This is a genomic window from Mesorhizobium sp. WSM4819, assembly GCF_055811215.1.
This window is the reverse complement of sequence record NZ_JBVVQO010000028.1, coordinates 71,765-93,938: the sequence shown is the minus strand read 5'-3', so window position 1 is coordinate 93,938 and position 22,174 is coordinate 71,765. Positions and strand designations below refer to the sequence as shown.

The window sequence follows — 22,174 nt, the reverse complement described above, 5'->3', positions numbered from 1 at the left end:
TGCGACATCGATGGCGTGAACCACCACGAAAGCGCAAATTTCAGTCCATGCCGAAGCTATCTTAGCGCATATGCCCACGAGGGGGGAGATCGGCAGCTTCGCCTGCAGCGCCTTTTCTGCAACGTTGAGGATTGGCGAAAGTGGTCGCGACGGCCGATCTCCCCCCAAGTGGGGGAGATGTCCGGCAGGACAGAGGGGGGCGCTGTCCCTCGGCGATCAAAGGTTCTGCACCGCAGCAGCGCACCAAGGTAACGGCATGGATCCCAGGGTCTGCGCCGCGTCGCTTCGCTCCTTGCTCCGCCCTGGGATGACGAAGTGGAGGGATGGTTGGGCTAATCTCCAGCGTTTGCAACCTTCCACTGGGTTTTGCCCGTGCCAATTCTGCTGAGAAACCTTCGTGACACAGTGCCACGGCTGTGCCAAACAGGGCCAACTGTGCCAGCGAGCGTGGAGAAACTGGTAAACTCAGCAGACTTAAAATCTGCCGCCACTACAATGGCTTACGGGTTCGATCCCCGTCGCTCGCACCACCTCACCTCGGACTTAAAATCCCTCGATCTCTGTTCGGGGTTCGATTCCCGTCGTCCGCACCAGCAACGCCGGCGCCACCGCGCTGGCGCATGCAGGTTCCGGCTTGGATCACACCCGGATCGGGTTCAGCTTCAGATGCTGGATCAGGATGATGGTCTTGGCGTCGATGATGCTGCCGTCGTGGATGCCGGCCAGCGCCTCGTCGAGCGGCATTTCCAAAACCTCGATGTCCTCGCCTTCGTCCGGCGCGCCGCCGCCGTCGGAGATGCGGTCGGTCGGCGAATAGCGGGCGACGAAGAACCAGAGCCGCTCGGTCACGCTGCCGGGGCTCATGAATGGCGAAAACAGCCGTTCGACGTCCTTCAGCCTATAGCCGAGTTCCTCTTCCGCCTCCTTGCGGATGCAGGTTTCGGGATCATGTTCATCGAGCAGGCCGGCGCAGGCCTCGATCAGCGGCTCGCGGTGGCCGGTGGCGTAGGCGGCGTAGCGGAACTGCCGCACGAGCAGAACCGTCGAGCGCTCCGGGTCGTAAGGCAGGATCACCGCGCCGTCGCCGCGATCGTAAGTCTGGCGGATCTGCGTCTCCCACTGCCCGTCGCGCCGGCGATAATCGAGGACGGTCTTTTTCAGGACGGCCCAGTCGTCGGAAAGGACTTCCTCCGAACGGATGCGAATGCGGTCTTCCATGGTGAACTCCGTGTTGCCGGCGAGGCGTAGCGGTGATCTGGCCTTTGCGCAATCCCGCCAGCAGCTTGGCCGACGGTGCCTGCTGCGGAACGTTTGAGGTGCCCGGCAGGGGCAGACGGGCAGCGCTTCACCGCCTCGTGTATGGCGCAGGCGCAAACCATTGCCTAAATAGCGACAGCCCTCCCCGGAGTTTCCTGATGACCCCTTCCCTTTTCCAGCCGATCACGCTTGACGGCCTCACCTTTCCCAACCGCATTGCGGTGGCGCCGATGTGCCAGTATTCCGCCGAAGACGGCTCGGCCAGCGACTGGCACCTGTATCACTGGATGAACCTGGCGATGTCCGGCGCCGGCATGGTCACCGTCGAGATGACCGACGTCGAGCGGCGCGGCCGCATCTCGCATGGTTGCCTCGGCCTTTATTCCGACGACAACGAGGCGGCCGCCCGGCGCGCGCTCGATGCGGCCAGGCGCGTTGCCGCGCCCGGCACCAGGTTCGGCACGCAGCTTGCCCATGCCGGCCGCAAGGCCTCCAACCAAAAACCTTGGGAAGGCGGCGGGCCGCTGAACGCCGATCAGGACCCTTGGCCGATCGTGTCGGCCTCGGCAATCGCCTACGACACCGGCTGGCAGGTGCCGCGGGCGCTGGAGGACGAGGAGATCCTGCAGATCATCGAACGCTTCGCCGAGGCTGCAAGGCGGGCCGAACGTGCCGGCTTCGACTTCATTGAATTGCACGCCGCGCACGGCTATCTGATCTTCCAGTTCCTGTCGCCGCTTTCCAACCAGCGCACCGACCGCTGGGGCGGCTCGCTGGAAAACCGCATGCGTTTTGTCGTCGAGATCGCCAAGGCGGTGAGAAAGGCAGTGCCTGGGCTGATGCTCGGGGCGCGTCTGTCGGTCAAGGAATGGGTCGATGGCGGCTTCGATGTCGCCGACGCAATCGAAGTGGCCAAGGCGCTGAAATCGGCTGATGTCGCCTATCTCTGCTGCTCGAGCGGCGGCAATTCGCCCCTGCAGAAGCTGCCGGCAGGTCGCGGCTACCAGGTGCATCTGGCGGAAGCCGTTCGCAACGGCGCCGACATCCCGACACGGGCCGTCGGCCTGATCGACGATCCAAAGCAGGCCGAGGCGATCGTTGCCGAGGGCCGTGCCGACATGGTTGCCCTGGCCCGCGCCTTCCTCGCCGATCCGCGCTGGGCGTGGCGCGCCGCGGCCACCTTCGGCGAAAAAATCCAGCCGGCGCCGCAGCTTGCCCGCTCGGTGACGACGATGCAGCACTGGATGAAGGCGGCCGGCTGACCGGCCCGATTGCAGGGCTGCCGCCGCAACGGCCGCTACCCCCGAGACATTACGCACGCCGGGGGCGTGCAACCAAATCGGCGGCTCCGCGTTGCCGGCGATGATGGACAGCAAGCCTTTTGAAAAGCCGGTCGTGGTCGAACTTGGCCATGTCGGCAAATACCGTGAGATCCGCAGCACCCAGGAAGCTGCGGAGTGCCTGATGACCGTCTGGCCGCTCAATCGCGGCCCGCGGCATCGCGATGCTCTCGACACTTGCCTAAAAGTGCTGGAAGGTTATCGTTCGACAGCGGATGCGCGCCGGGCATTGGTCGAGGCCGCCAAGGAATCGGACGTGCTGGTTCCCGACGAGAGATTGCCCGAAGGCAAACTGCCTCAAGGCAAACTGCATTGAGCAAACCGAGCTTTTTCCACTGGAGGATTTCATGGCAAAGCTGACCTACAAGATCGTCGAGCATGACGGGGGCTGGGCCTATAAGGTCGGCGAGACATTTTCGGAGACATTCCCTACGCACGAAGATGCGCTGCGCGCCGCCGAGATCGCTTCGGCCGAACAGCAGGTCGCCGGCACCACCGACGGCATCCAGTACGAGGACGCCGAAGGCAAATGGCACGACGAACTCGCCGACGGCCGCGACCGGCCCCAAACCGAAGTTTCCGATTAGGCTGGTGTCGTAGCTGATGGCTTCTCGCACCTCCGGTTTCAAGGGCTGGGGCTGGGCAAATCATTCTCCTGCTGCGACCCTGGATATGGCGAACTCCAATCCCATTGGGGACAAGTACGATCAGGCGCGGCGAAGAAGCGTGCTTGCCACGCAGCCGCTTTACAGGGCAGTCTGGTAGCGCTACCGTTTCATCATCGCGCGTGACCAGGGAGGAGCTTTGGGAACTGCCGCGGCCAGTCAGGAAAGCGGTTTCCTTCGAAGACGTCGCAGGAAGCATTCGGGAGGAAATCGATGGCGTCTGTCGCGATTGGCGATGTCTACAAATCATTCGGAACCGTCGAGATTCTCCACGGTGTCAGCGTCGATATAGAGGATGGCGAGTTCGTCACGCTGGTCGGGCCGTCGGGCTGCGGAAAATCGACCCTTCTCAGGATGATCGCCGGCCTGGAAAAGATTTCTCGCGGCCAGATCGCGATTGGCGAGCGCGTCGTCAACAACGTTGCGCCAAAAGAACGCGACGTCGCCATGGTGTTCCAGAACTATGCGCTCTACCCGCACATGACCGTGGCCGAGAACATGGCGTTCTCGCTGATGCTCAAGGGTGTTGCGAAAGCCGAAAGCGCTGCCAGCGTCAAGCGCGCCGCCGAAATCCTGGGGCTGGTGCCATTGCTGGAGCGCTATCCCAGGCAGCTTTCCGGCGGCCAGCGCCAGCGCGTCGCCATGGGCCGGGCGATCGTGCGCGATCCGGCGGTCTTCCTGTTCGACGAGCCGCTTTCCAATCTCGACGCCAAGCTCAGGGTGCAGATGCGCGCCGAGATCAAGGAACTGCACCAGCGCCTGAAGACCACGACGGTCTATGTCACCCACGACCAGATCGAGGCCATGACCATGGCCGACAAGATCGTCGTCATGCATGACGGCATCGTCGAGCAGATCGGGCCGCCATTGGACCTCTACGACCGGCCCAACAACCTTTTTGTCGCCAGCTTTATCGGCTCGCCCGCCATGAACATGCTGAGGGGCGAAATCACGACGGACGGCGGCTCACCGTCTTTTCGCGGCTCCGGGGGGATTTCCCTGCCGCTGGCCGCAGTGCCGTCGACCGGCAGCGGCGAGCAGGTGGTGCTGGGGATACGCCCCGAGCATCTGCGGCTATCCCAAGACGACGGCATTCCCGTCACCGTCGTGGTGGTCGAGCCGACCGGGTCGGAAGTGCAGCTCATCGGCCGGACGGCCGGCGGTGACGAGATCGTCGCAAATTTCCGCGAGCGCCATTCCTTCACGCCGGGCGAGACCGTACGGCTCACGGCCGAGCCGGGCCTTATCCATCTCTTTCATGGCGAAACCGGGCAGCGCTTCGAACTGCGCGCCCGGCAGTAGGAACCATACGGCAAGACAATAAACAGGAGGAAACGAGCATGAAATTCACCAGACGTGACGTGATCCGCACGACTGCCGGCGTGGCGGCGGGAGCCTTGGGAAGCCGCTTCGTCGGCTCTTCCGCCTTTGCCCAGGAGGGGTTGACGTACAAGCCCGAAGACGGCGCAAAGCTGCGCATGCTGCGCTGGTCGCCATTCGTTCAGGGCGATGAAGACCAATGGCTGGCCAACACCAAGCGGTTCACCGAGGCGACCGGCGTCGAGGTCCGCGTCGACAAGGAAAGCTGGGAGGACATTCGCCCCAAGGCGGCGGTTGCCGCCAATGTCGGCTCCGGTCCAGATCTGATGCTGGTCTGGTTCGACGACCCGCACCAGTACCCCGACAAGCTGCACGACGTGTCGGAACTGGGTGAGTATCTCGGCACGAAATACGGCGGCTGGCACGACGGACCAAAGCAATATGCGACGCGGGAGGGAAAATTCCTCGGCCTGCCCCTGGCCACCATCGGCAATGCCATCGTCTATCGGGAAAGCTGGGTGAAGGAGGCTGGCTTCTCGGAGTTTCCGAAGGACACCGCAGGCCTGCTCGAGCTTTGCAAGGCCTTGCAGGCAAAAGGACACCCGGCCGGCTTCACGCACGGCCATGGCGTCGGCGACGGCAACAACTACGCTCACTGGCTGCTGTGGAGCCACGGCGGCCAAATGGTCGACGAGAGCGGAAAGGTGACGATCAACAGCCCCGAGACGCTCAAGGCGATCGAATACGCGCAGGAACTCTACAAGACCTTCATTCCCGGCACCGAAAGCTGGCTCGACGTGAACAACAACCGAGCCTTCCTGGCCGGCGAGCTCAGCGTCATCGCCAACGGCATTTCGGCCTACAACACGGCCAAGATCAACAAGGACAATGATCCGAAACTGGCGGAAATCGCCAAGGACATCCGCACGACCAACCTGCCGATCGGTCCTGTCGGGAAATCGGTCGAGCTGTTCCAGGTGACCACGGCGGTGATCTTCGACTACACACCCTACCCCAATGCGGCCAAAGCCTATCTGCAGTTCATGTTCGAGGAACAGCAAATGGCGGAGTGGATCACCTCCTCCGCCGGCTATTGCTGCCAGACACTCAAAGCCTTCGACAACAATCCGGTGTGGACGGCCGACCCGAACAATGCCGCTTACGCCAAGGCCTCGGCGACGCTGCGTCCCAACGGTTATGCCGGGCCGCTCGGCTACGCTTCGGCGGCGACCATGGCCGACTATGTGCTGGTCGACATGTTCGCCAAGGCGGTGACCGGCCAGGCGACGCCGCAGGAGGCGATGGAAGAGGCGGAGAAACGCGCCAACCGCTACTATCGCGTTTGATCGCAGCGCAGCCGGGCAGCCGCGACCGCGCTGCCCGGTCTGTTTCCCAGAATCGTGTGGCGGCCACTCAGGCCACCATGTCAGCAGACCTTATGAGGAGCCGTCCCATGGCCGTGTCGTCCGCTGCCGTTCAGCCGCGTCCGTCGATCCTGTCGCGGAGCCTGTCGCTCCTGGCCGACAGCAGGAATGCGCTTGGCTTCGGCTTCATGCTGCCGGCGGCAGCGCTGCTGCTGGTCTTCCTGACCTATCCGCTCGGGCTCGGCATCTGGCTCGGCTTCACCGATGCCCGCATCGGCCGCCCCGGCATCTTCATAGGCATCGAAAACTACCAATATCTATCGGATGACGCCGTCTTCTGGCTCTCCGTCTTCAACACCTTGCTCTACACTATAAGTGCCTCGATCCTGAAGTTCGCGCTCGGCCTCTGGCTGGCGCTTATCCTCAATCAGAACCTTCCCTTCAAATCTTTCTTCCGCGCGATCGTGCTGCTGCCGTGGGTGGTGCCGACGGTGCTGTCGGCAATCGCCTTCTGGTGGATCTACGATTCGCAGTTCTCGATCCTGTCCTGGGCGCTTATGGAAATGGGGCTGATCGATCATCGCATCAATTTCCTCGGCGATCCTGTGAACGCGCGCGCTTCGGTCATCGCCGCCAATATCTGGCGCGGCATTCCGTTCGTGGCGATCACGCTGCTGGCCGGCTTGCAGACTATACCGCAGTCGCTCTACGAGGCCGCCACGCTTGACGGTGCCAGCCGCTGGCAATTGTTCCGTTTTGTGACGCTGCCGCTGCTGACGCCGATCATCGCCATCACCATGACGTTCTCGGTGCTGTTCACCTTCACCGATTTCCAGCTGATCTACGTGCTGACCCGCGGCGGACCGGTCAATGCCACCCATCTGATGGCGACATTGTCGTTCCAGCGCGGCATTTCGGGAGGCCAGCTTGGCGAGGGCGCCGCCATCGCGGTCGCCATGATCCCGTTCCTGCTTGCGGCGATCCTGTTCAGCTATTTCGGCCTGCAACGCCGCAAATGGCAGCAGGGCGGAGGAGACTGACATGGCAGAGATCAAGACGGCTGAGAGCAAGACGGCTGAGAGCAAGAGCGCCGCGATCAAGAAAACCAAACGGCAGGAACTCGACGAAGGCGGCATGGGCTACCTTCAGAGCCTGCCGCGGCGCGTGGTGACGGTCTATCTGCCGTTGCTGGTGTTCGTCATCGTGCTGTTGTTCCCGTTCTACTGGATGACGATCACGGCGATCAAGCCCAACCTCGAGATGACCGACTACGCCAATTTCAATCCATTATGGGTCGTGCATCCGACCTTCGAGCACATCCGCTATCTCTTGTTCGACACGTCCTATCCGGGCTGGCTGCTCAACACGATCATCATCTCCACCGCCGCCACGTTCCTGTCGCTGCTGGCTGCGGTGTTCGCGGCCTATGCGATCGAACGGCTGCGGTTTTCGGGGGCGCGGCAGGTCGGGCTGGCGATCTTCCTCGCCTATCTCGTGCCGCCGTCGATCCTGTTCATCCCGCTGTCGGTGATGGTGTTCAACCTTGGGCTTTACGACACCCCGTTCGCGCTCATCCTCACCTACCCGACCTTCCTGGTGCCTTTCTGCACCTGGCTGCTGATGGGTTACTTCCGTTCGATCCCGTTCGAACTGGAGGAATGCGCGCTCATCGACGGGGCGAGCCGCTGGCAGATCCTCATGAAGATCGTGCTGCCGCTGTCGGTGCCCGGCCTGATTTCCGCCGGTATCTTCGCATTCACCCTGTCATGGAACGAATTCATCTATGCGCTGACGTTCATCCAGTCGTCCGAAAACAAGACGGTGCCGGTCGGGGTGCTGACGGAGCTTGTCCGCTCCGACGTCTACGAGTGGGGAGCGCTGATGGCCGGAGCCCTGATCGGCTCGCTGCCGGTGGTGGTGCTTTATTCGTTCTTCGTCGAGCACTACGTTTCCTCGATGACCGGAGCGGTGAAGGAATAGCGGCTGCCGCAGTCGGCGCTCGACCGGCCAATTGTCGAAGTCGGCGCCGCCCCTCATTGCCCTGCCGGGCATTTCTCCCCGTATAGTGACGGGGAGAAAGACGCCTTCGCAAAGGATTCCGCCAATCTCCAGCGTTGCAGAATAGGTGCCGAGGCCGCGGCCAGGGCCGGCAGGCGGATGAGGGGCGGCGCCAACCAATGCGATTGCTCTGCTGCAGCAGCGTTATCAATACGGGCATTGCCGCCAACCATCCGCCGCGTTATCTCAGGCGACCCTGTCTGCTCAGGCGACCTTGTCTGCCCAGGCGACCCTGTCTGCCTCGGGCGACCTGCCTGCCTAACGCGACCTTATGCCGGAGCCTGCCAATGCCCGAAATCGTCACCGCCGCCATGCTCGTCATCGGCGACGAGATTCTGTCCGGCCGCACCAAGGACAAGAATATCGGCCACCTCGCCGACATCATGACGACGATCGGCATCGACCTGAAGGAGGTGCGCATCGTGGCCGACGAGGAAGACGAGATCGTCGCCGCAGTGAACGCCCTGCGTGCCCGCTTCACCTATGTCTTCACCACCGGCGGCATCGGCCCGACGCATGACGACATCACCGCGGATGCCATTGCCAAGGCGTTCGGCGTGCCCTGCGACTACGACGCCAAAGCCTATGCCATGCTGGAAGCGAGCTACGCGGCGCGCGGCATCGAATACACCGAGGCGCGCAAGCGCATGGCGCGGATGCCGCGCGGTGCCGACCATATCGACAATCCGGTGTCGATCGCGCCGGGCTTTCGCATCGGCAACGTCCATGTCATGGCCGGTGTGCCGGCGATATTTCAGGCGATGCTCGACAATGTCGTGCCGACGCTGAAGGCCGGCACCAAAATGCTGTCGGCCACGGTGCACTGTCCGTTCGGCGAAGGCCTGGTCGGCGGACCGCTGGGGGACATCCAGAGGGCGCATCCGGAAACAATCATCGGCTCCTACCCGAAATACAGCGACGGCAAGTTCTGGACCGAACTGGTCGTCCGTGCCCGCAGCCAGCAGGCGCTGGACGCCGCCCACGCCGATGTCGAAGCGATGGTCGCAAGGCTCGCCAGCGCGGCCAGCTGATCTAAAGCGCGTCGCGTCTGTTATCCAAAACCGCCACCCTCGTGCCCGATTGTATGCTTTTGGGCGACATGCATTAGCCGGAACCAAGGATGGTGCTGTGACGTTTCATGCGGGCGAGTTTCGCTCGCCGCAAATTGAGGGGTTGCCATGCGATTCAAGACCATCGTCGCCATACTGCAGAACGAACAGGATGCGGAGCGCGTGCTCGAATGCGCCATTCCGCTTGCCGACAAGTTCGAGAGCCATCTCATCGGCATTCATGCCGAAGCGCTTCCCGTCCCCTACACCTCGGCCACCGGCTTTCCCGACACCGAGTTCCTGCAGGTTTCGGCCGACATGAACAAGGAGCGCGCTGAAAAATTGCGGGCGGTTTTCCTCCGGCATGTCGAGGAGTCCGGCCTGTCCTTCGAGTGGCGCAGCCTTGAGAGCTTTTCCGGAGACAGCGCGCTGACCGGCATCCCAACCGTTCGCACCGCGGACCTGATCATCGCCGCGCAGCGCGAGACGGGCGGCGATCCGAGCGCCGACGTCGACACGCTGGTCTACGACGCCGGCCGGCCGGTGCTGGTCGTGCCGCACTCAGGCCCGCTCGTCACCAGCTTCAAGCATGTGCTGCTCGCCTGGAACGGCAGCAAGGAGGCGGCGCGCGCCGCCTTCGACGCCCTGCCCTTCATCATCGAGGCCGAGAAAACCGATATTGTCGTCATCGACCCGCCGGATACGCTCGACGAGGCCCCGGAGGCGGCCGGCGCCGAAATCGCCGCCGCCCTGTCCAGGCATGGCGCCACGGTCAGCGTCTCGGTGCTGCAATCGGCCGGCCACTCGGTCGACGAGGTGATCCAGACCAGGGTTGCCGAAACCGGCGCCGACCTGCTCGTGCTCGGCGCCTACAGCCATTCCTGGCTGCGCCAACTGCTGTTCGGCGGCGTCACCCGCACGGTGCTGCGCACCCTGCCGGTGGCAGCTTTCCTGTCGCGGTAGGTCCGCAAAGGATTGCTTGCAGGGGCAATCCTCAGTGTTGCGCCGCCCCTCATTGCCCTGCCGGGCATTTCTCCCCGTATAGTGACGGGGAGAAAGACGCCTTCGCAAGGGATTTCGCCAATCTCCAGCGTTAGCAGAATGGGTGCCAAGGTTGCGGCCAGCTTCTTCTCCCCGTTAACGGGGAGAAATGCCCGGCAGGGCAATGAGGGGCGGCGCCAACATCCAGGATTGGTCACACCAACATGAGCCGAAGCCCCTCGTTTGTCTGAAGCGCCCGCCGCGCCCCTTGCCAAAGCCAAGGCTTTCCAGTTATTTCCGCGCGCATTCCTTCAGGTGTCTGCGTGCATTTTCGCGCGCAGCGGAGTGCGCGAAAAATGTCCCTTCCCGAAAAGGCCTTTCCCGTCTCCTGGGATCAGTTCCACCGCGACGCGCGTGCGCTTGCCTGGCGCCTTGCCGGCGCCAACAAAGGCCAATGGAAGGCGATCGTCTGCATCACCCGCGGCGGCCTGGTACCGGCCGCCATCATCTCGCGTGAACTCGGCATCCGGGTCATCGAGACGGTTTGCGTCGCCTCCTATCACGACTACGCCAGCCAGGGGCAGTTGCAGGTGCTGAAGGAGGTCACGCCGGCACTGCTCGCCGATGACGGCGCCGGCGTATTGATCATCGACGACCTCACCGACACCGGCAAGACCGCGGGCATCGTCCGCGCCATGATGCCGAAGGCGCATTTCGCCACCGTCTACGCCAAGCCGAAAGGCAGGCCGCTGGTCGACACCTTCGTCACCGAGGTCAGCCAGGACACCTGGATCTATTTTCCGTGGGACATGGGCTTCACCTACCAGAAGCCGATCGCCGACGACCACGCCGGCTGATTCGCGGCAACTGCTTTTCTTCCGAAACATGCCGGCGCGGACCGCTTGCCGGCGCACTTCTTGAAAGAGTGCCGCGGCGCACGATATTCCTGAATCGACGTCTCGTGTGTGGTTAACTCGTGCGTATGAGGTTTTTTACTTTTATTGCTTATGATTAGCCGTAAGATTCACGAGACGACAAGTGATTCTGGAGGCTGGGGCAAGCTTCTACGATGTTGACGAGGCCAGTAACGCACAACCATTTGGCCGAAAGGGTCCAGCGGCTCTTCGGCGCAGCGCCGTGCCGCCTGCAGGTTGCAGCATTGCCCTGGCGCGACACCGGCCATGGCGTCGAGATCATGCTGATCACCAGCCGCGATACCGGTCGCTGGGTGCTTCCCAAGGGCTGGCCTGAGGCCAAGGAACTGCTTTGCGAAGCGGCGGCGCGCGAGGCCGGCGAGGAAGCCGGCCTGCGCGGCACGGTCTCCCACCACGAAGCCGGCCGCTACTTCTATGCCAAGGCATTGGCTTCCGGCGAGGAAGTGCCTTGTGAAGTCCTGGTGTTTCCGCTGCGGGTCGACAAGATCGCCGACCGGTGGAAGGAAAAGCGGTCGCGCATCCGAAAATGGGTCAGCCCCGCCGAGGCTGTGCGCATGGTCAACGAGCCGGACCTTGGCCAGATCATCGCCTATTTCTGTGCCGACCCGCACCAGTTCTCCTGAGCAAGCATAGCGGCCAAAGCCGCGCACCTGCCGCGCATCACCGGCGATGTTCTTGGCAAAGCGAATCGATTTGGCCACTCCAGCTTTGGGCATGCGCTGTCGGGCTGGCGGCCTGCACGTGGTAAGAATCGAAAATCCTGCGGCCACTTCTATCCCCGTTATCCACATATGTGACACACAAGATGTTGGGGTCACAAAAGCTACGCAAACGAATCCTTGACGGCGCAAAACGAGTCGCCTTTTATAGGTCATGCGCTCCTGTTGAGAGCGCGACCGGAAAGTTTTGAGCCCGGTCTTTTTTCCCGGATTATGTGCGTTTGGCCGCATTTCCGCCCTGGCTACGGGGCCGGCGGAAGCGTCGGGATTTTGGGGTTTTTTGGGGACGAAAGGGAAAAATGTCGGACTGGAATAAATTGTCTGTTAATACTATATTTAGTGTTTGCAGGTAGGTTCGACGCTAGATAATGTGAAATTCCCTCGATTGAGGGAGTCGCAAAAAAGTTTCAGTCTTGAGGGACCCGCAGGGTCCGTCGGCGCGTTGGACGGCTACTTCGCAAGGAGTTCGACCAGCAGGGCGGGCGGAGCCTCGTAAAAAGGAGCCGGCCGTTTTCGAACGCCGGCAGACGGCGGACATGCGCGTTTCGCGATGGGGGCAGAAATCCCCTGGGAAAGGCGCTATATCTAGACACAAAGGGATAGGACCAATGCGCATCGAGCGTCGTTTCACCAAGCAAGGGCTAGCAGGTCAAGAACGGGCGGCTTATGCGGAGATCGAATTCCGCAAGGCGCTTTCGGAGATCAAGAATCCGGATGGCTCGGTGGTGTTCCGCTTGGACAATATCGATGTGCCGGCGCAGTTCAGCCAGGTTGCCGCCGACATCCTGGCGCAGAAATATTTCCGCAAGGCCGGCGTTCCGGCACGGCTGAAAAAGGTCGAGGAGAACGACGTTCCCTCCTTCCTGTGGCGCTCCGTCGCCGACGAGGCCGAGCTGGCAAAGCTGCCGGAGGCCGAGCGCTACGGCTCCGAGATCGACGCCCGCCAGGTTTTCGACCGGCTCGCCGGCACCTGGACCTATTGGGGCTGGAAGGGCGGCTACTTCAAGTCGGAGGAAGACGCGCGCGCCTTCCGCGACGAGCTCGCCTATATGCTGGCCACCCAGCGCGTTGCGCCGAACTCGCCGCAATGGTTCAACACCGGCCTGCACTGGGCCTACGGCATCGACGGCCCGAGCCAAGGCCACTTCTATGTCGACCCGTTCACCGGCAAGCTGACCAAGTCGAAGTCTTCCTACGAGCATCCGCAGCCGCATGCCTGCTTCATCCAGGGCGTGCAGGACGATCTCGTCAACGAAGGCGGCATCATGGATTTGTGGGTGCGTGAAGCGCGCCTGTTCAAATACGGCTCCGGCACCGGCTCCAACTTCTCGTTCCTGCGCGGCGAAGGCGAAAAACTGTCCGGCGGCGGCCGCTCGTCCGGCCTGATGAGCTTCCTCAAGATCGGCGACCGCGCGGCGGGCGCCATCAAGTCGGGCGGCACGACGCGCCGCGCTGCAAAGATGGTCATCGTCGACGCCGACCATCCCGATATCGAGGAATTCATCGACTGGAAGGTCAATGAAGAGCAGAAGGTCGCCTCGCTGGTCACCGGCTCGAAGATCGTCAAGAAGCACCTCGAAGCGATCATGAAGGCCTGCATCAACTGCGAAGGCCAGGACGACGATTGCTTCGACCCGGCGATCAACACCGCGCTGAAGCGTGAGATCAAGGCAGCCAAGAAGGACGGGGTGCCGGAGAACTACATCTACCGCGTCATCCAGTTCGCCAGGCAGGGCTACACCTCGATGTCGTTCAAGACCTACGACACCGACTGGGATTCGGACGCCTACCTCACGGTTTCGGGCCAGAACTCCAACAATTCGGTCTCGCTGAAGGACGATTTCCTGCGCGCCGTGGAGCAGGACGGCGACTGGCACCTCACCGCCCGCAAGGACGGCAAGGTGCTGAAGACGCTGAAGGCCAGGGATCTGTGGGAAAAGATCGGCTATGCCGCCTGGGCGTCGGCCGACCCGGGCCTGCACTTCAACACGACGATGAACGACTGGCACACCTGCGCCGCGGCCGGTGCGATCCGGGCGTCCAACCCGTGCTCGGAATACATGTTCCTCGACGACACCGCCTGCAACCTGGCCTCGATCAACCTGCTGCCCTATCGCAACGCCGACGGCACCATCGACATATCAGCCTACGAGCACACGGTTCGGCTGTGGACCATGGTGCTGGAAATTTCCGTCATGATGGCGCAGTTCCCGTCGAAGGAGATCGCCAAGCTCTCCTACGAATACCGCACGCTCGGCCTCGGCTACGCCAATATTGGCGGCCTGCTGATGACATCAGGCATTCCCTATGATTCCGACGAGGGCCGCGCCATCTGTGCAGCACTCACCGCAATCATGACCGGCACCGCCTATGCCACCTCGGCCGAAATGGCCGCCGAGCTCGGCGCCTTTCCCGACTACGACCGCAATGCCCAGAACATGCTGCGTGTCATGCGCAATCACCGCCGTGCTGCCTATGGCGACAGGGACGGCTACGAGAAACTCGCCGTCAACCCGGTGCCGCTGGTCGCCTCCGACCTGAAGCAGCCGGAGCTTGCCGCCCATGCCAGGGCTGCCTGGGACCGCGCCATCGAGCTCGGCGAGGAGCATGGCTACCGCAATGCGCAGGCGACCGTGATCGCGCCGACCGGCACGATCGGCCTGGTCATGGATTGCGACACCACCGGCATCGAGCCCGACTTCGCGCTGGTGAAATTCAAGAAGCTGGCCGGCGGCGGCTATTTCAAGATCATCAACCGCGCCGTCCCGGAAGCGCTGCGCACGCTCGGCTATTCGGAAAGCCAGATCGCCGAGATCGAGGCCTATGCGGTCGGCCACGGCAACCTCAACCAGGCGCCTGCCATCAACCCCGGCTCGCTTAGGGCAAAGGGCTTTACCGACGACAAGATCGCAGCGCTCAATGCAGCGTTGAAGTCGGCCTTCGACATCAAGTTCGTCTTCAACCAGTGGACGCTGGGTGCCGACTGGGTGAAGGAGACGTTTGGCTTCACCGACGAGCAGCTCAACGATTTCTCGTTCGAGATGCTGCCGGCGCTCGGCTTCTCGAAGAAGGACATCGAGGCCGCCAACATCCATGTCTGCGGTGCGATGACCCTCGAGGGAGCACCATTTCTGAAAGACCAGCATCTGCCCGTGTTCGACTGCGCCAGCCCGTGCGGCAAGATCGGCAAGCGCTCACTGTCGATCAACAGCCACATCCAGATGATGGCGGCAGCGCAGCCCTTCATCTCCGGCGCCATTTCCAAGACCATCAACATGCCGAACGACGCGACGGTGGAAGACGCCAAGGGCGCCTACATGCTGTCATGGAAGCTGGCGCTGAAGGCCAATGCGCTCTATCGCGACGGCTCGAAACTCTCGCAGCCGCTCAACGCCTCGCTGCTTGCCGACGTCGAAGACGACGAGGACGATGCCGTCGAGCAGCTGATCGCCGCACCTGCTTCACAGCGCGCCGTGCAGGTGACCGAAAAGATCGTCGAACGCGTCGTCGAACGCCTTTATCGCGATCGCGAAAAGCTGCCGAACCGCCGCAAGGGCTATACCCAGAAAGCGGTCGTCGGCGGCCACAAGGTCTATCTGCGCACCGGCGAATTCGACGACGGTCGCCTCGGCGAGATCTTCATCGACATGCACAAGGAAGGTGCGGCCTTCCGGGCGATGATGAACAACTTCGCCATCGCCATCTCGCTCGGCCTGCAATATGGCGTGCCGCTCGAGGAATATGTCGAAGCCTTCACCTTCACCAAATTCGAGCCGGCCGGCATGGTGCAGGGCAACGACGCGATCAAGAACGCCACGTCGATCCTGGACTACGTGTTCCGCGAGCTTGCCGTGTCCTATCTTGCCCGCCACGACCTCGCCCATGTCGACCAGTCGGATTTCGACAAGACCGCGCTCGGCCGCGGCATCAACGAAGGCAAGGCAACGCCGTTCTCGAAGGGACTGACCCGCGGCGTCTCGCCGGTCAAGCTGGTGTCGGGCATGGGTGCCGACCCCAAGGGGTTCGGGGGTTCAAGTCCCTCTCCCGCTCCCACTCGCTCGGCGCCGACGGCGTTCTCAGGCTCCAATGTGCTGGCGCTGAAGCCGGCCAGCGACGAAGCGATCGCCTATAAGCGAGACTACGAGGAGCGGGCGAAGGAACTGGTCGAGGATATCGTCTACGAGGAGGCAACCGACCCGACTGGGCTGTTCACCGACGATGCCGCAAAAGAAGCGGCCGAGGCCAAGGCGCTTGCCGCTACAAGGCGTCAGCAATCCCTGATGCAGGGCTACACTGGCAACGAATGCTCCGAATGCCACAATTTCACGATGGTGCGGAACGGCACGTGCGAGAAGTGCGACACTTGTGGGGCGACGAGCGGGTGTAGCTGAGGACCTGATGCCACCTCGGCTTACGGTCCGCGAAGTCATTCGCCTGCTGGAAACCGACGGCTGGTATCTGGTTGCAACCAAAGGCAGTCATCGCCAATATAAGCATGAAATCAAAGCCGGCCGCGTCACCGTGGCCGGCAAGCCGTCTGAAGAGGTTGCACCGGGAACACTGAACAGCATCCTCAAGCAGTCCGGTTTAAAGGAGTGATGACATGCGTTACGCGGTGGTGATCGAAAAAGCCGGAAACAATTATTCCGCTTACGTGCCGGATCTACCCGGCTGCATCGCGACCGGCGCGACTGTGCCTGAGGTGGAAACCGAAATTCGCGACGCAATACGCTTTCATATCGAAGGCTTGCGTGCCGATGGGCTGGATGTGCCCAAAGGTGTCAGCCTGGCGGAATATGTAGAGGCATAAAAACCGCGCTCTCCCTTCTCCCCTTGTGGGAGAAGGTGGCCTCGCGAAGCGAGGTCGGATGAGGGGTGCTCCAGCTTGGCACTGACGGCACTCCGTCCAACACCCTCAACCGTCTCGGCGCTGCGCGCCGATCCACCTTCTCCCACAAGGTCCCATAAGGGGAGAAGGCAAGAACCACCCTCAGTTCACGGCGCTTACGTTGCCCAAGCGTAAAAACAGCGTTTCGCCGGAAGAATCGTGGACGCCGTCATTGTCGGTGGCGACGAAGATATCGCCGTTCTTGTCGATGGTGAAACCTTCCACCTTGTCGATGACATAGCCGTTGCTGGCTGATTTCAGGTCGCCGACGATGTCGCGCACCAGCGTCTTTTCGACCAACGGCAGGTCGCCACCGAGCTTGGCAGGTTTGAAGGCGTCGAGCGCCACCGAATAGATGCGCTTCACCTTGGCCAGGTCGCCGATCTGGTTGTCCCGTTCGAGGATGTAAAGCTTGCCGTCATGCGTGGTGATCTCCGACAGGCCCATCCAGCCAGCTTCGGTCGCTTCGAGCGGGTAGCGCGCCGCTGACCATTCCTTGGCCTTGGGCTTGTAGGCCAAAAGCTTGACCTGGCCCTTGGGGTCGTCGGCCCATTCGCGCTGGACAGGCATCACCAGCGTCAGGTCGTCGCCTTCGCCGATCGCGGTGATGCCTTCGAGACCGAAGCGGCTCTGGTGGGCGAGCAGTTCCATCGGGAAGCCGATTTCCTGCTTGATCTCGCCCTTGTCGTCGACGCGCAGGATGGCGTGCGGGACGAGCTTTGCCGGATCGCCTTCATTGGCCAGCCAGAAGCCGCCTTCACCGTCGGCGACAAAACCCTCGACGTCGAGCTTCTGTGCAGGATGGCCATCACGCGTGACGATGGTCTTGCCGGTGATCAGCGCCGGCGTCTGGGTGGCATCGATCTCGAAGATCGAGGGCGCGTTGGCGTAGAACGAGTCCGAGGCAGCGAACAGCTTGCCGGCAGCGTCGCCGGCGGCGAGCGCCGAAAGCGCGCCCCAGCCGAGCGGCGTCCCGTCTGCCGTGGGCTTTGCCGTGATCATCGGGTAAGCGGCGGGGCCTTCGGAGCGCTCGTAGATCATCACGTGCGAGCGGGCGAGCCCGTCCTCGACCAGGTCGGCCTCGTTGGCGGTGACCAGGAGATTGCGCGACGGGATCGCGACCAGGCCTTCGAGGCCGATGCCGGACGGCAGGATCTGCACAAACCGAGGCTCTGCACCGGTGTCCTTGTAGACGCCGACAACGGAGCCACGCTCCGAAGCGACGAAAATCAGCCTGTCCTCGCCGAACGTGCCGGTCTCGAGACCTTCCGGCTCGACGCCCTTCTTGTTGCGGTCGTCGGGATAATGGCCGGCATTGGCGACCTGGTACTCGAAGGACGAACCGGATTCGTAGAGCACCTCGCCCTTCTTGCTGAAGATCGTGAAACCGCGCGAGCCGCCCTTGTAGTCGCCTTCGTTGGCGACGGCGAGGCGGTCATTGTCGAGCCATTTCACGGCGTCGGGCTCGCGCGCGACGTTTTCGATCTTGCCATCGAAGGACAAGGCGCCGTTCTTCCTGGTGTCGATCTTGTCCAGAGTGGCCGAGCCTGCGGAGAAGTGCGTGACGATCGCGCCGGTTTCGGCGTTGACGATGGCGATGTGGTTATTTTCCTGCAGCGTGACCGCTATCTCGCCGGCCTCGTTGAAGGCGACGAATTCCGGCTCGGGATCTTCCCCAGCGACTTCGGCAATGCCCGCCAGGTTGACGGTCTTCATTGTCGCGCAATCAGGCTGGCCTTCGGCAAGCGTGAATATCCTGAGGTCGCCCGCCGGCATCTGCGGAATTTCTCCGTCGTTCAGATCCTCGTCGCGCTCGTTCTCGATGGCGATGGCCAAAAACTTGCCGTCCTTGCTGAACGCCAGCGAGTCCGGCTGGCCGCCGAGGTCGCAGGTGCTTTCGATCGCCTTGGAGGCAAGATCGATAACGCTGAGGTTGCCCGAAGGCCTGGCTTTGCTTTCCGACGTGTTGACGCCGGCCAGCACCTTGCCGCCGATGACCACAATCGAGGTCGGCTCGCCGCCGATCTTGACGATGCCGCCGGCCTTGGGCGCCTTGGGATCGGCGATGTCGATGAAGCCGACCGCACCGAGCGGGCTATCGGAATAAACCAGCGTCATGCCGTCTTCGCTCGCCGTGATGATCTCGGACGAAGTCGGCGTGGTCTTCTCGACATCCGCCGGCAGGTTTCCGGCCACCGCGAAGCTCGCGACGCGGTTGAACATCATGTCGGCATGGGCCGGCAGCGAAACCGAGGCAGCAAGCGCTGCCGTCAGGACGAAAAGCGCGGAATGGCGGGGCACGGGTGGCGTCTCCTGTTCGAATGGAAGCCACCTGATTGCGGGAGCGACATTTCAATGCGATGACGGATCGATGACACTTCCGCGACAGGCGGTCAGGTCCGTCGATATTCACCTCATGCTGGTCTGCAAATGGCGGCTTTCTGCGGCCGCCTACTCCGCCTCGGCCACCATCTGCCGCCCGCCAACCCAGTTCCGCCAGGCTCTCTCGTCGCCGTGGAACACATTGAGGTCGATGCGGCCCCTCACCCCATGCGACAGGCCGGAGCCGGAATACTGCCAGAACACCCATTTGCGGCCGGGATAGACCTTTGACGGGTGCTGTGCCACCGCGCGCAGCCAGAATGGATAATCCAGAAATGCGCCTCTGAGATTGGCGCGGTAGAAATCAGGCGCGGTGTAGATGATGGGCCGCTGGCCGTAGTGGCGCTCGAGCTTGTCCATGAAGACCTGCATCTTCTCCAGCACCTTTTGCCGCGACGGCCGCCGCTTGCAGCTGGATTCGCCGTTCCACTCGACATCGATCACCGGCGGCAAGGCGCCCTCGACCCTCGGCACGTTGCGGATGAACCAGTCGGCCTGCTCACCAGCGGTGCGGCACCAGTAGAAGAAGTGATAGGCGCCGCGCTTGAGGCCGGCGGCGTCGGCATTGCGCCAGTTCTTCCTGAACATTGGGTCGAGGTGATCGCCGCCGTCGGTCGCCTTGATGTAGGCGAAGTTCGCGCCCTGCGCGCGCAGCTTCGCCCAGTTCACGTTGCCCTGCCAGCGCGAGACGTCGACGCCGTGAACGGCGAGGTGCCTGGGCGATGCCCTGCCGAAATTGATCGGCTTGGCGTCACGGAAACGATAGCGCTGGACCGGCTCGGCGAGGATCGGTGCTGCCCGTGCCAGCCGCTTCGGCGCCACCAGGGCAATCGGCTCGACGGGTGGCTCGATGCTTTCGGCAGGCTCCGGAGTGGCCATCGCCACAGTCTGCTCCGTCGCCTCCTCCGGCGCGAAGTCGGGTTCGACATCGGCAGCGCCGACCGACGCCACCGGCGCGGGCGGCCGCACAACCGAGCTGGTGGTCTCGCTGGACGGCACTTGCAGCGCGTCGACGCCGGACGTGGACGTGCAGCCGGCAAGGCAAAGTGACGCGATCGAGAAGATGACGACGCCTGATAACCGCATCTGGACCTGTACGCAGAACACAACAGACCGATGGCAAGACAACGCCGCCGGACAAACCAGTCCGGATTACTAACAAGAAATTACCAACAAAGTTTGAATCAAATTGTTAGGGCAGAGGGGCTGGGCAAGGCGCTCGCTCTATCACCTTAGCGGTGAGAGCCTGGAAACGATGCAGGACCGAGACGGCGCGAAGGATCGCGACGCCAACAGATCGCTGCCTAGCCGCACAACCATAGATTGTGGCAGCTCTCGGCTACCATATGAGCGGGCGGGACGGAGCGGTCGGTGCCAAGGCGATCAGAGTTGGGGCGATCGGTGACGGGATTGACCGGCGCATCATCATCCCGGCGAACCTTTTCTTCGAGCAGCGAGCGAAGCTCGGCCGGCTGCACGTGGTCACGCTCCATCACCAGCTTGACCATCGGATCGCTCAAAAGCTCATCCAGGGTGTTAATTCTGTCGTTCATCTGTCGCCTCCTTCGACTGCCGACCCGCAGGCAATAGATAGGCGGCAATGATGGCTCGCCAATGACGCTTTGCCGGCTATCTCGTGTCCCGGACGAAAAAATTTGGCACGCCCTGCGCCTCAGTTGGGCGGCGGGGCGCCTTCATATTGCGGCAGTCCGTCATCGAGCTGCACCCAAGGCTGCTTCGAGGCGGTCCAGATATGCATCTGCGGCTTGAACATGGAAGGATCGTCGAGCGAGCCGGAGGTGATGCCGATGATGCCGGCGGAGTCGCGCCGGGAAAACATCGTCGTGCCGCAGCCCGGGCAGAAGCCGCGCTTGAGATCGGGCGAGGAATTCACCGTCGCCACCGGCCCGTCAATGGTCACATCGTCGATACGGAACAGCACGCGGGCGTTGAAGGCCGCGCCCAGCGCCTTCTGGCAAAGCCGGCAATGGCAGACGCGCTCGTTGATCGGCGCGGCCTCAGTGCGGTAGCGCACTGCCCCGCACAGGCAGCCACCCTGATATTTCGCCATTGCCTTAGCCCGTCTTTCTGAAGATTGGCAGGAAGGTAGCTGCCGGGATAGGAGCGTCAATTGAAAAGCTTTGATGGCGCCATCTGTTGGCGTGATGCGGCAGGCCGAATGTACGATCAGGCGCGATGCGCAACGAGCGTCGCCGGCCATCTCGCGGGAGGACGGCCGGCAGGCAGTTGTCAGGCGGTCAGTGCGTTTCTCTGACGATCTCGTCCCAGGTCTTGACCTTGGTCTCGCCATTGAGGAAGGGCAGTGCGGCGGCCACCAGTTCCGGCGCGAAAAACACGTCGTAGTGGGTGCGGTTCGGCAGGATGGCCAAGCGGTTCTGCGACAGGTTCTCGCGCATCCAGCCGGCGTCCTTCAGCCCGCCGCCGAGCATCTGATAGAACTTGATCTCATGCTCGGGCCGGTACATGTCGCTGTCGCCAAATATCAGCATGACCGGCATCTTCAGCTTCGCTACGTCGGCGGAGTAGTCGTAGTCCTTGCGCATATGGGTGCCGAGCTGGTCGAGCAGTTTTGGAAAATCCTGCGGGTGCGGCGCGACCGCGACGTAGGATTTGTACATCGGCGTGTCCTTCATCATGTCGGCCATCGCCGCGCCGACCTGCGCCTGCTGAGTACGCATGTCGGCATAGAAGCCGTCCGAGGCATAGCCGGTCGAGACCAGCACCAGCCGGCGCACTGTCTCGGGATGCTGGACGGCCATGCGGAAGGCGACGCCGCCGCCCAGCGAGTAACCCATGACGTCGACTTTGTCGTAGCCGAGCGCCTTGACGATCGCCGCCATGTCGTCGCCCATCGCCTCAAGGCTCAACGGCCGATCGCCGAGCGCGGTGCGGCCGTGACCATGCAGGTCGACGCCGATGACGGTGCGGCTTTCGGCAAGCTTCGGCAGGATCGGCGCGAACATGTCTGTGGTGCCGAGCCCACCATGCAGCAGTAGCAGCGGCTCGCCCCGGCCATAGACGGCGTAATAGTAATTCAGGCCGTTGATCGGCAGCAGGCCGGATTTCGCCGGCTTGGGCATGGCTTTCGTTTCGCTGGTCATGGACGGCTTTGCGTCCTCGGCTTTGGTGGCGCCCGGCGCGGCGAAGAGCGCCGCAGCCGAGGCGAAAATGGCGAAAAACATCGATCTGGACATG

Annotated in this window: 20 protein-coding genes and 1 tRNA gene; 15 read left to right on the top strand and 6 right to left on the bottom strand. The window is 62.6% G+C overall.

Going from position 1 to position 22,174, the window contains the following annotated elements; genetic code table 11:
* Positions 1-441: 441 nt before the first annotated feature.
* Positions 442-530: transfer RNA gene (locus tag AC0L18_RS22800), tRNA-Leu, on the top strand.
* A gap of 109 nt (positions 531-639) precedes the next feature.
* On the opposite strand, the gene AC0L18_RS22795 is transcribed toward AC0L18_RS22800, so the two are convergent.
* Positions 640-1,218, bottom strand: a complete 579-nt coding sequence (locus tag AC0L18_RS22795) for an NUDIX domain-containing protein (RefSeq protein ID WP_287057529.1) — start codon at positions 1,216-1,218, stop codon at positions 640-642.
* A gap of 197 nt (positions 1,219-1,415) precedes the next feature.
* Here AC0L18_RS22795 and AC0L18_RS22790 point away from each other — a divergent pair, with 197 nt between their 5' ends.
* The 14 genes from AC0L18_RS22790 to AC0L18_RS22725 all read left to right on the top strand — a co-directional run bounded on the left by AC0L18_RS22790 (position 1,416) and on the right by AC0L18_RS22725 (position 16,498).
* Entirely contained in the window at positions 1,416-2,519 is a 1,104-nt protein-coding gene (locus AC0L18_RS22790; protein ID WP_473494274.1) for an NADH:flavin oxidoreductase/NADH oxidase, read from the top strand.
* Positions 2,520-2,619: 100 nt separating this feature from the next.
* Positions 2,620-2,913 carry a DUF982 domain-containing protein gene (locus AC0L18_RS22785; protein ID WP_473494273.1) on the top strand — a complete coding sequence of 98 codons (294 nt, stop codon included), beginning with the start codon at positions 2,620-2,622 and terminating at the stop codon, positions 2,911-2,913.
* Positions 2,914-2,944: 31 nt separating this feature from the next.
* Positions 2,945-3,184 carry a DUF2188 domain-containing protein gene (locus AC0L18_RS22780; protein ID WP_023798198.1) on the top strand — a complete coding sequence of 80 codons (240 nt, stop codon included), beginning with the start codon at positions 2,945-2,947 and terminating at the stop codon, positions 3,182-3,184.
* 291 nt (positions 3,185-3,475) lie between these two features.
* A complete protein-coding gene (locus tag AC0L18_RS22775; protein ID WP_473494272.1) occupies positions 3,476-4,564 on the top strand; it encodes an ABC transporter ATP-binding protein in 1,089 nt (362 codons plus the stop codon).
* A gap of 38 nt (positions 4,565-4,602) precedes the next feature.
* Positions 4,603-5,928, top strand: a complete 1,326-nt coding sequence (locus tag AC0L18_RS22770; RefSeq protein WP_473494271.1) for an ABC transporter substrate-binding protein — start codon at positions 4,603-4,605, stop codon at positions 5,926-5,928.
* Positions 5,929-6,134: 206 nt separating this feature from the next.
* Positions 6,135-6,986: a carbohydrate ABC transporter permease gene (locus AC0L18_RS22765; protein ID WP_374120408.1), complete on the top strand. Its 852-nt coding sequence runs from the start codon at positions 6,135-6,137 to the stop codon at positions 6,984-6,986.
* A gap of 1 nt (position 6,987) precedes the next feature.
* Positions 6,988-7,926 carry a carbohydrate ABC transporter permease gene (locus tag AC0L18_RS22760; protein WP_473494270.1) on the top strand — a complete coding sequence of 313 codons (939 nt, stop codon included), beginning with the start codon at positions 6,988-6,990 and terminating at the stop codon, positions 7,924-7,926.
* Between the two features lie 365 nt (positions 7,927-8,291).
* Complete coding sequence (locus AC0L18_RS22755) at positions 8,292-9,035, top strand: competence/damage-inducible protein A (protein WP_473494269.1); 744 nt, start codon at positions 8,292-8,294, stop codon at positions 9,033-9,035.
* Positions 9,036-9,182: 147 nt separating this feature from the next.
* Positions 9,183-10,016: a universal stress protein gene (locus tag AC0L18_RS22750; protein ID WP_091591331.1), complete on the top strand. Its 834-nt coding sequence runs from the start codon at positions 9,183-9,185 to the stop codon at positions 10,014-10,016.
* A gap of 374 nt (positions 10,017-10,390) precedes the next feature.
* Complete coding sequence (gene gpt / locus AC0L18_RS22745) at positions 10,391-10,891, top strand: xanthine phosphoribosyltransferase (protein WP_023798205.1); 501 nt, start codon at positions 10,391-10,393, stop codon at positions 10,889-10,891.
* A 212-nt stretch (positions 10,892-11,103) separates the two neighbouring features.
* Positions 11,104-11,592 carry an NUDIX hydrolase gene (locus AC0L18_RS22740; RefSeq protein WP_128168492.1) on the top strand — a complete coding sequence of 163 codons (489 nt, stop codon included), beginning with the start codon at positions 11,104-11,106 and terminating at the stop codon, positions 11,590-11,592.
* Between the two features lie 704 nt (positions 11,593-12,296).
* Positions 12,297-16,079: a vitamin B12-dependent ribonucleotide reductase gene (locus tag AC0L18_RS22735; RefSeq protein WP_473494268.1), complete on the top strand. Its 3,783-nt coding sequence runs from the start codon at positions 12,297-12,299 to the stop codon at positions 16,077-16,079.
* A gap of 7 nt (positions 16,080-16,086) precedes the next feature.
* On the top strand, positions 16,087-16,287 hold the full coding sequence (locus AC0L18_RS22730) for a type II toxin-antitoxin system HicA family toxin (protein ID WP_128246603.1): 201 nt from the start codon (positions 16,087-16,089) through the stop codon (positions 16,285-16,287).
* Positions 16,288-16,291: 4 nt separating this feature from the next.
* Positions 16,292-16,498 (top strand): type II toxin-antitoxin system HicB family antitoxin, encoded by a 207-nt coding sequence (locus AC0L18_RS22725; protein ID WP_473494267.1) that lies wholly within the window; start codon positions 16,292-16,294, stop codon positions 16,496-16,498.
* 180 nt (positions 16,499-16,678) lie between these two features.
* Here AC0L18_RS22725 and AC0L18_RS22720 read toward each other — a convergent pair whose 3' ends face one another.
* From AC0L18_RS22720 to AC0L18_RS22700, 5 genes are all read right to left on the bottom strand, one after another.
* Positions 16,679-18,877, bottom strand: a complete 2,199-nt coding sequence (locus AC0L18_RS22720; protein WP_473494266.1) for an esterase-like activity of phytase family protein — start codon at positions 18,875-18,877, stop codon at positions 16,679-16,681.
* Positions 18,878-19,027: 150 nt separating this feature from the next.
* Entirely contained in the window at positions 19,028-20,044 is a 1,017-nt protein-coding gene (locus AC0L18_RS22715) for a glycoside hydrolase family 25 protein (protein WP_473494265.1), read from the bottom strand.
* Positions 20,045-20,262: 218 nt separating this feature from the next.
* On the bottom strand, positions 20,263-20,511 hold the full coding sequence (locus AC0L18_RS22710) for a hypothetical protein (RefSeq protein WP_023798212.1): 249 nt from the start codon (positions 20,509-20,511) through the stop codon (positions 20,263-20,265).
* A gap of 119 nt (positions 20,512-20,630) precedes the next feature.
* Entirely contained in the window at positions 20,631-21,029 is a 399-nt protein-coding gene (locus AC0L18_RS22705) for a GFA family protein (RefSeq protein ID WP_287138038.1), read from the bottom strand.
* A 187-nt stretch (positions 21,030-21,216) separates the two neighbouring features.
* Entirely contained in the window at positions 21,217-22,173 is a 957-nt protein-coding gene (locus AC0L18_RS22700; protein WP_473494264.1) for an alpha/beta fold hydrolase, read from the bottom strand.
* Between the last annotated feature and the right edge of the window lies 1 nt (position 22,174).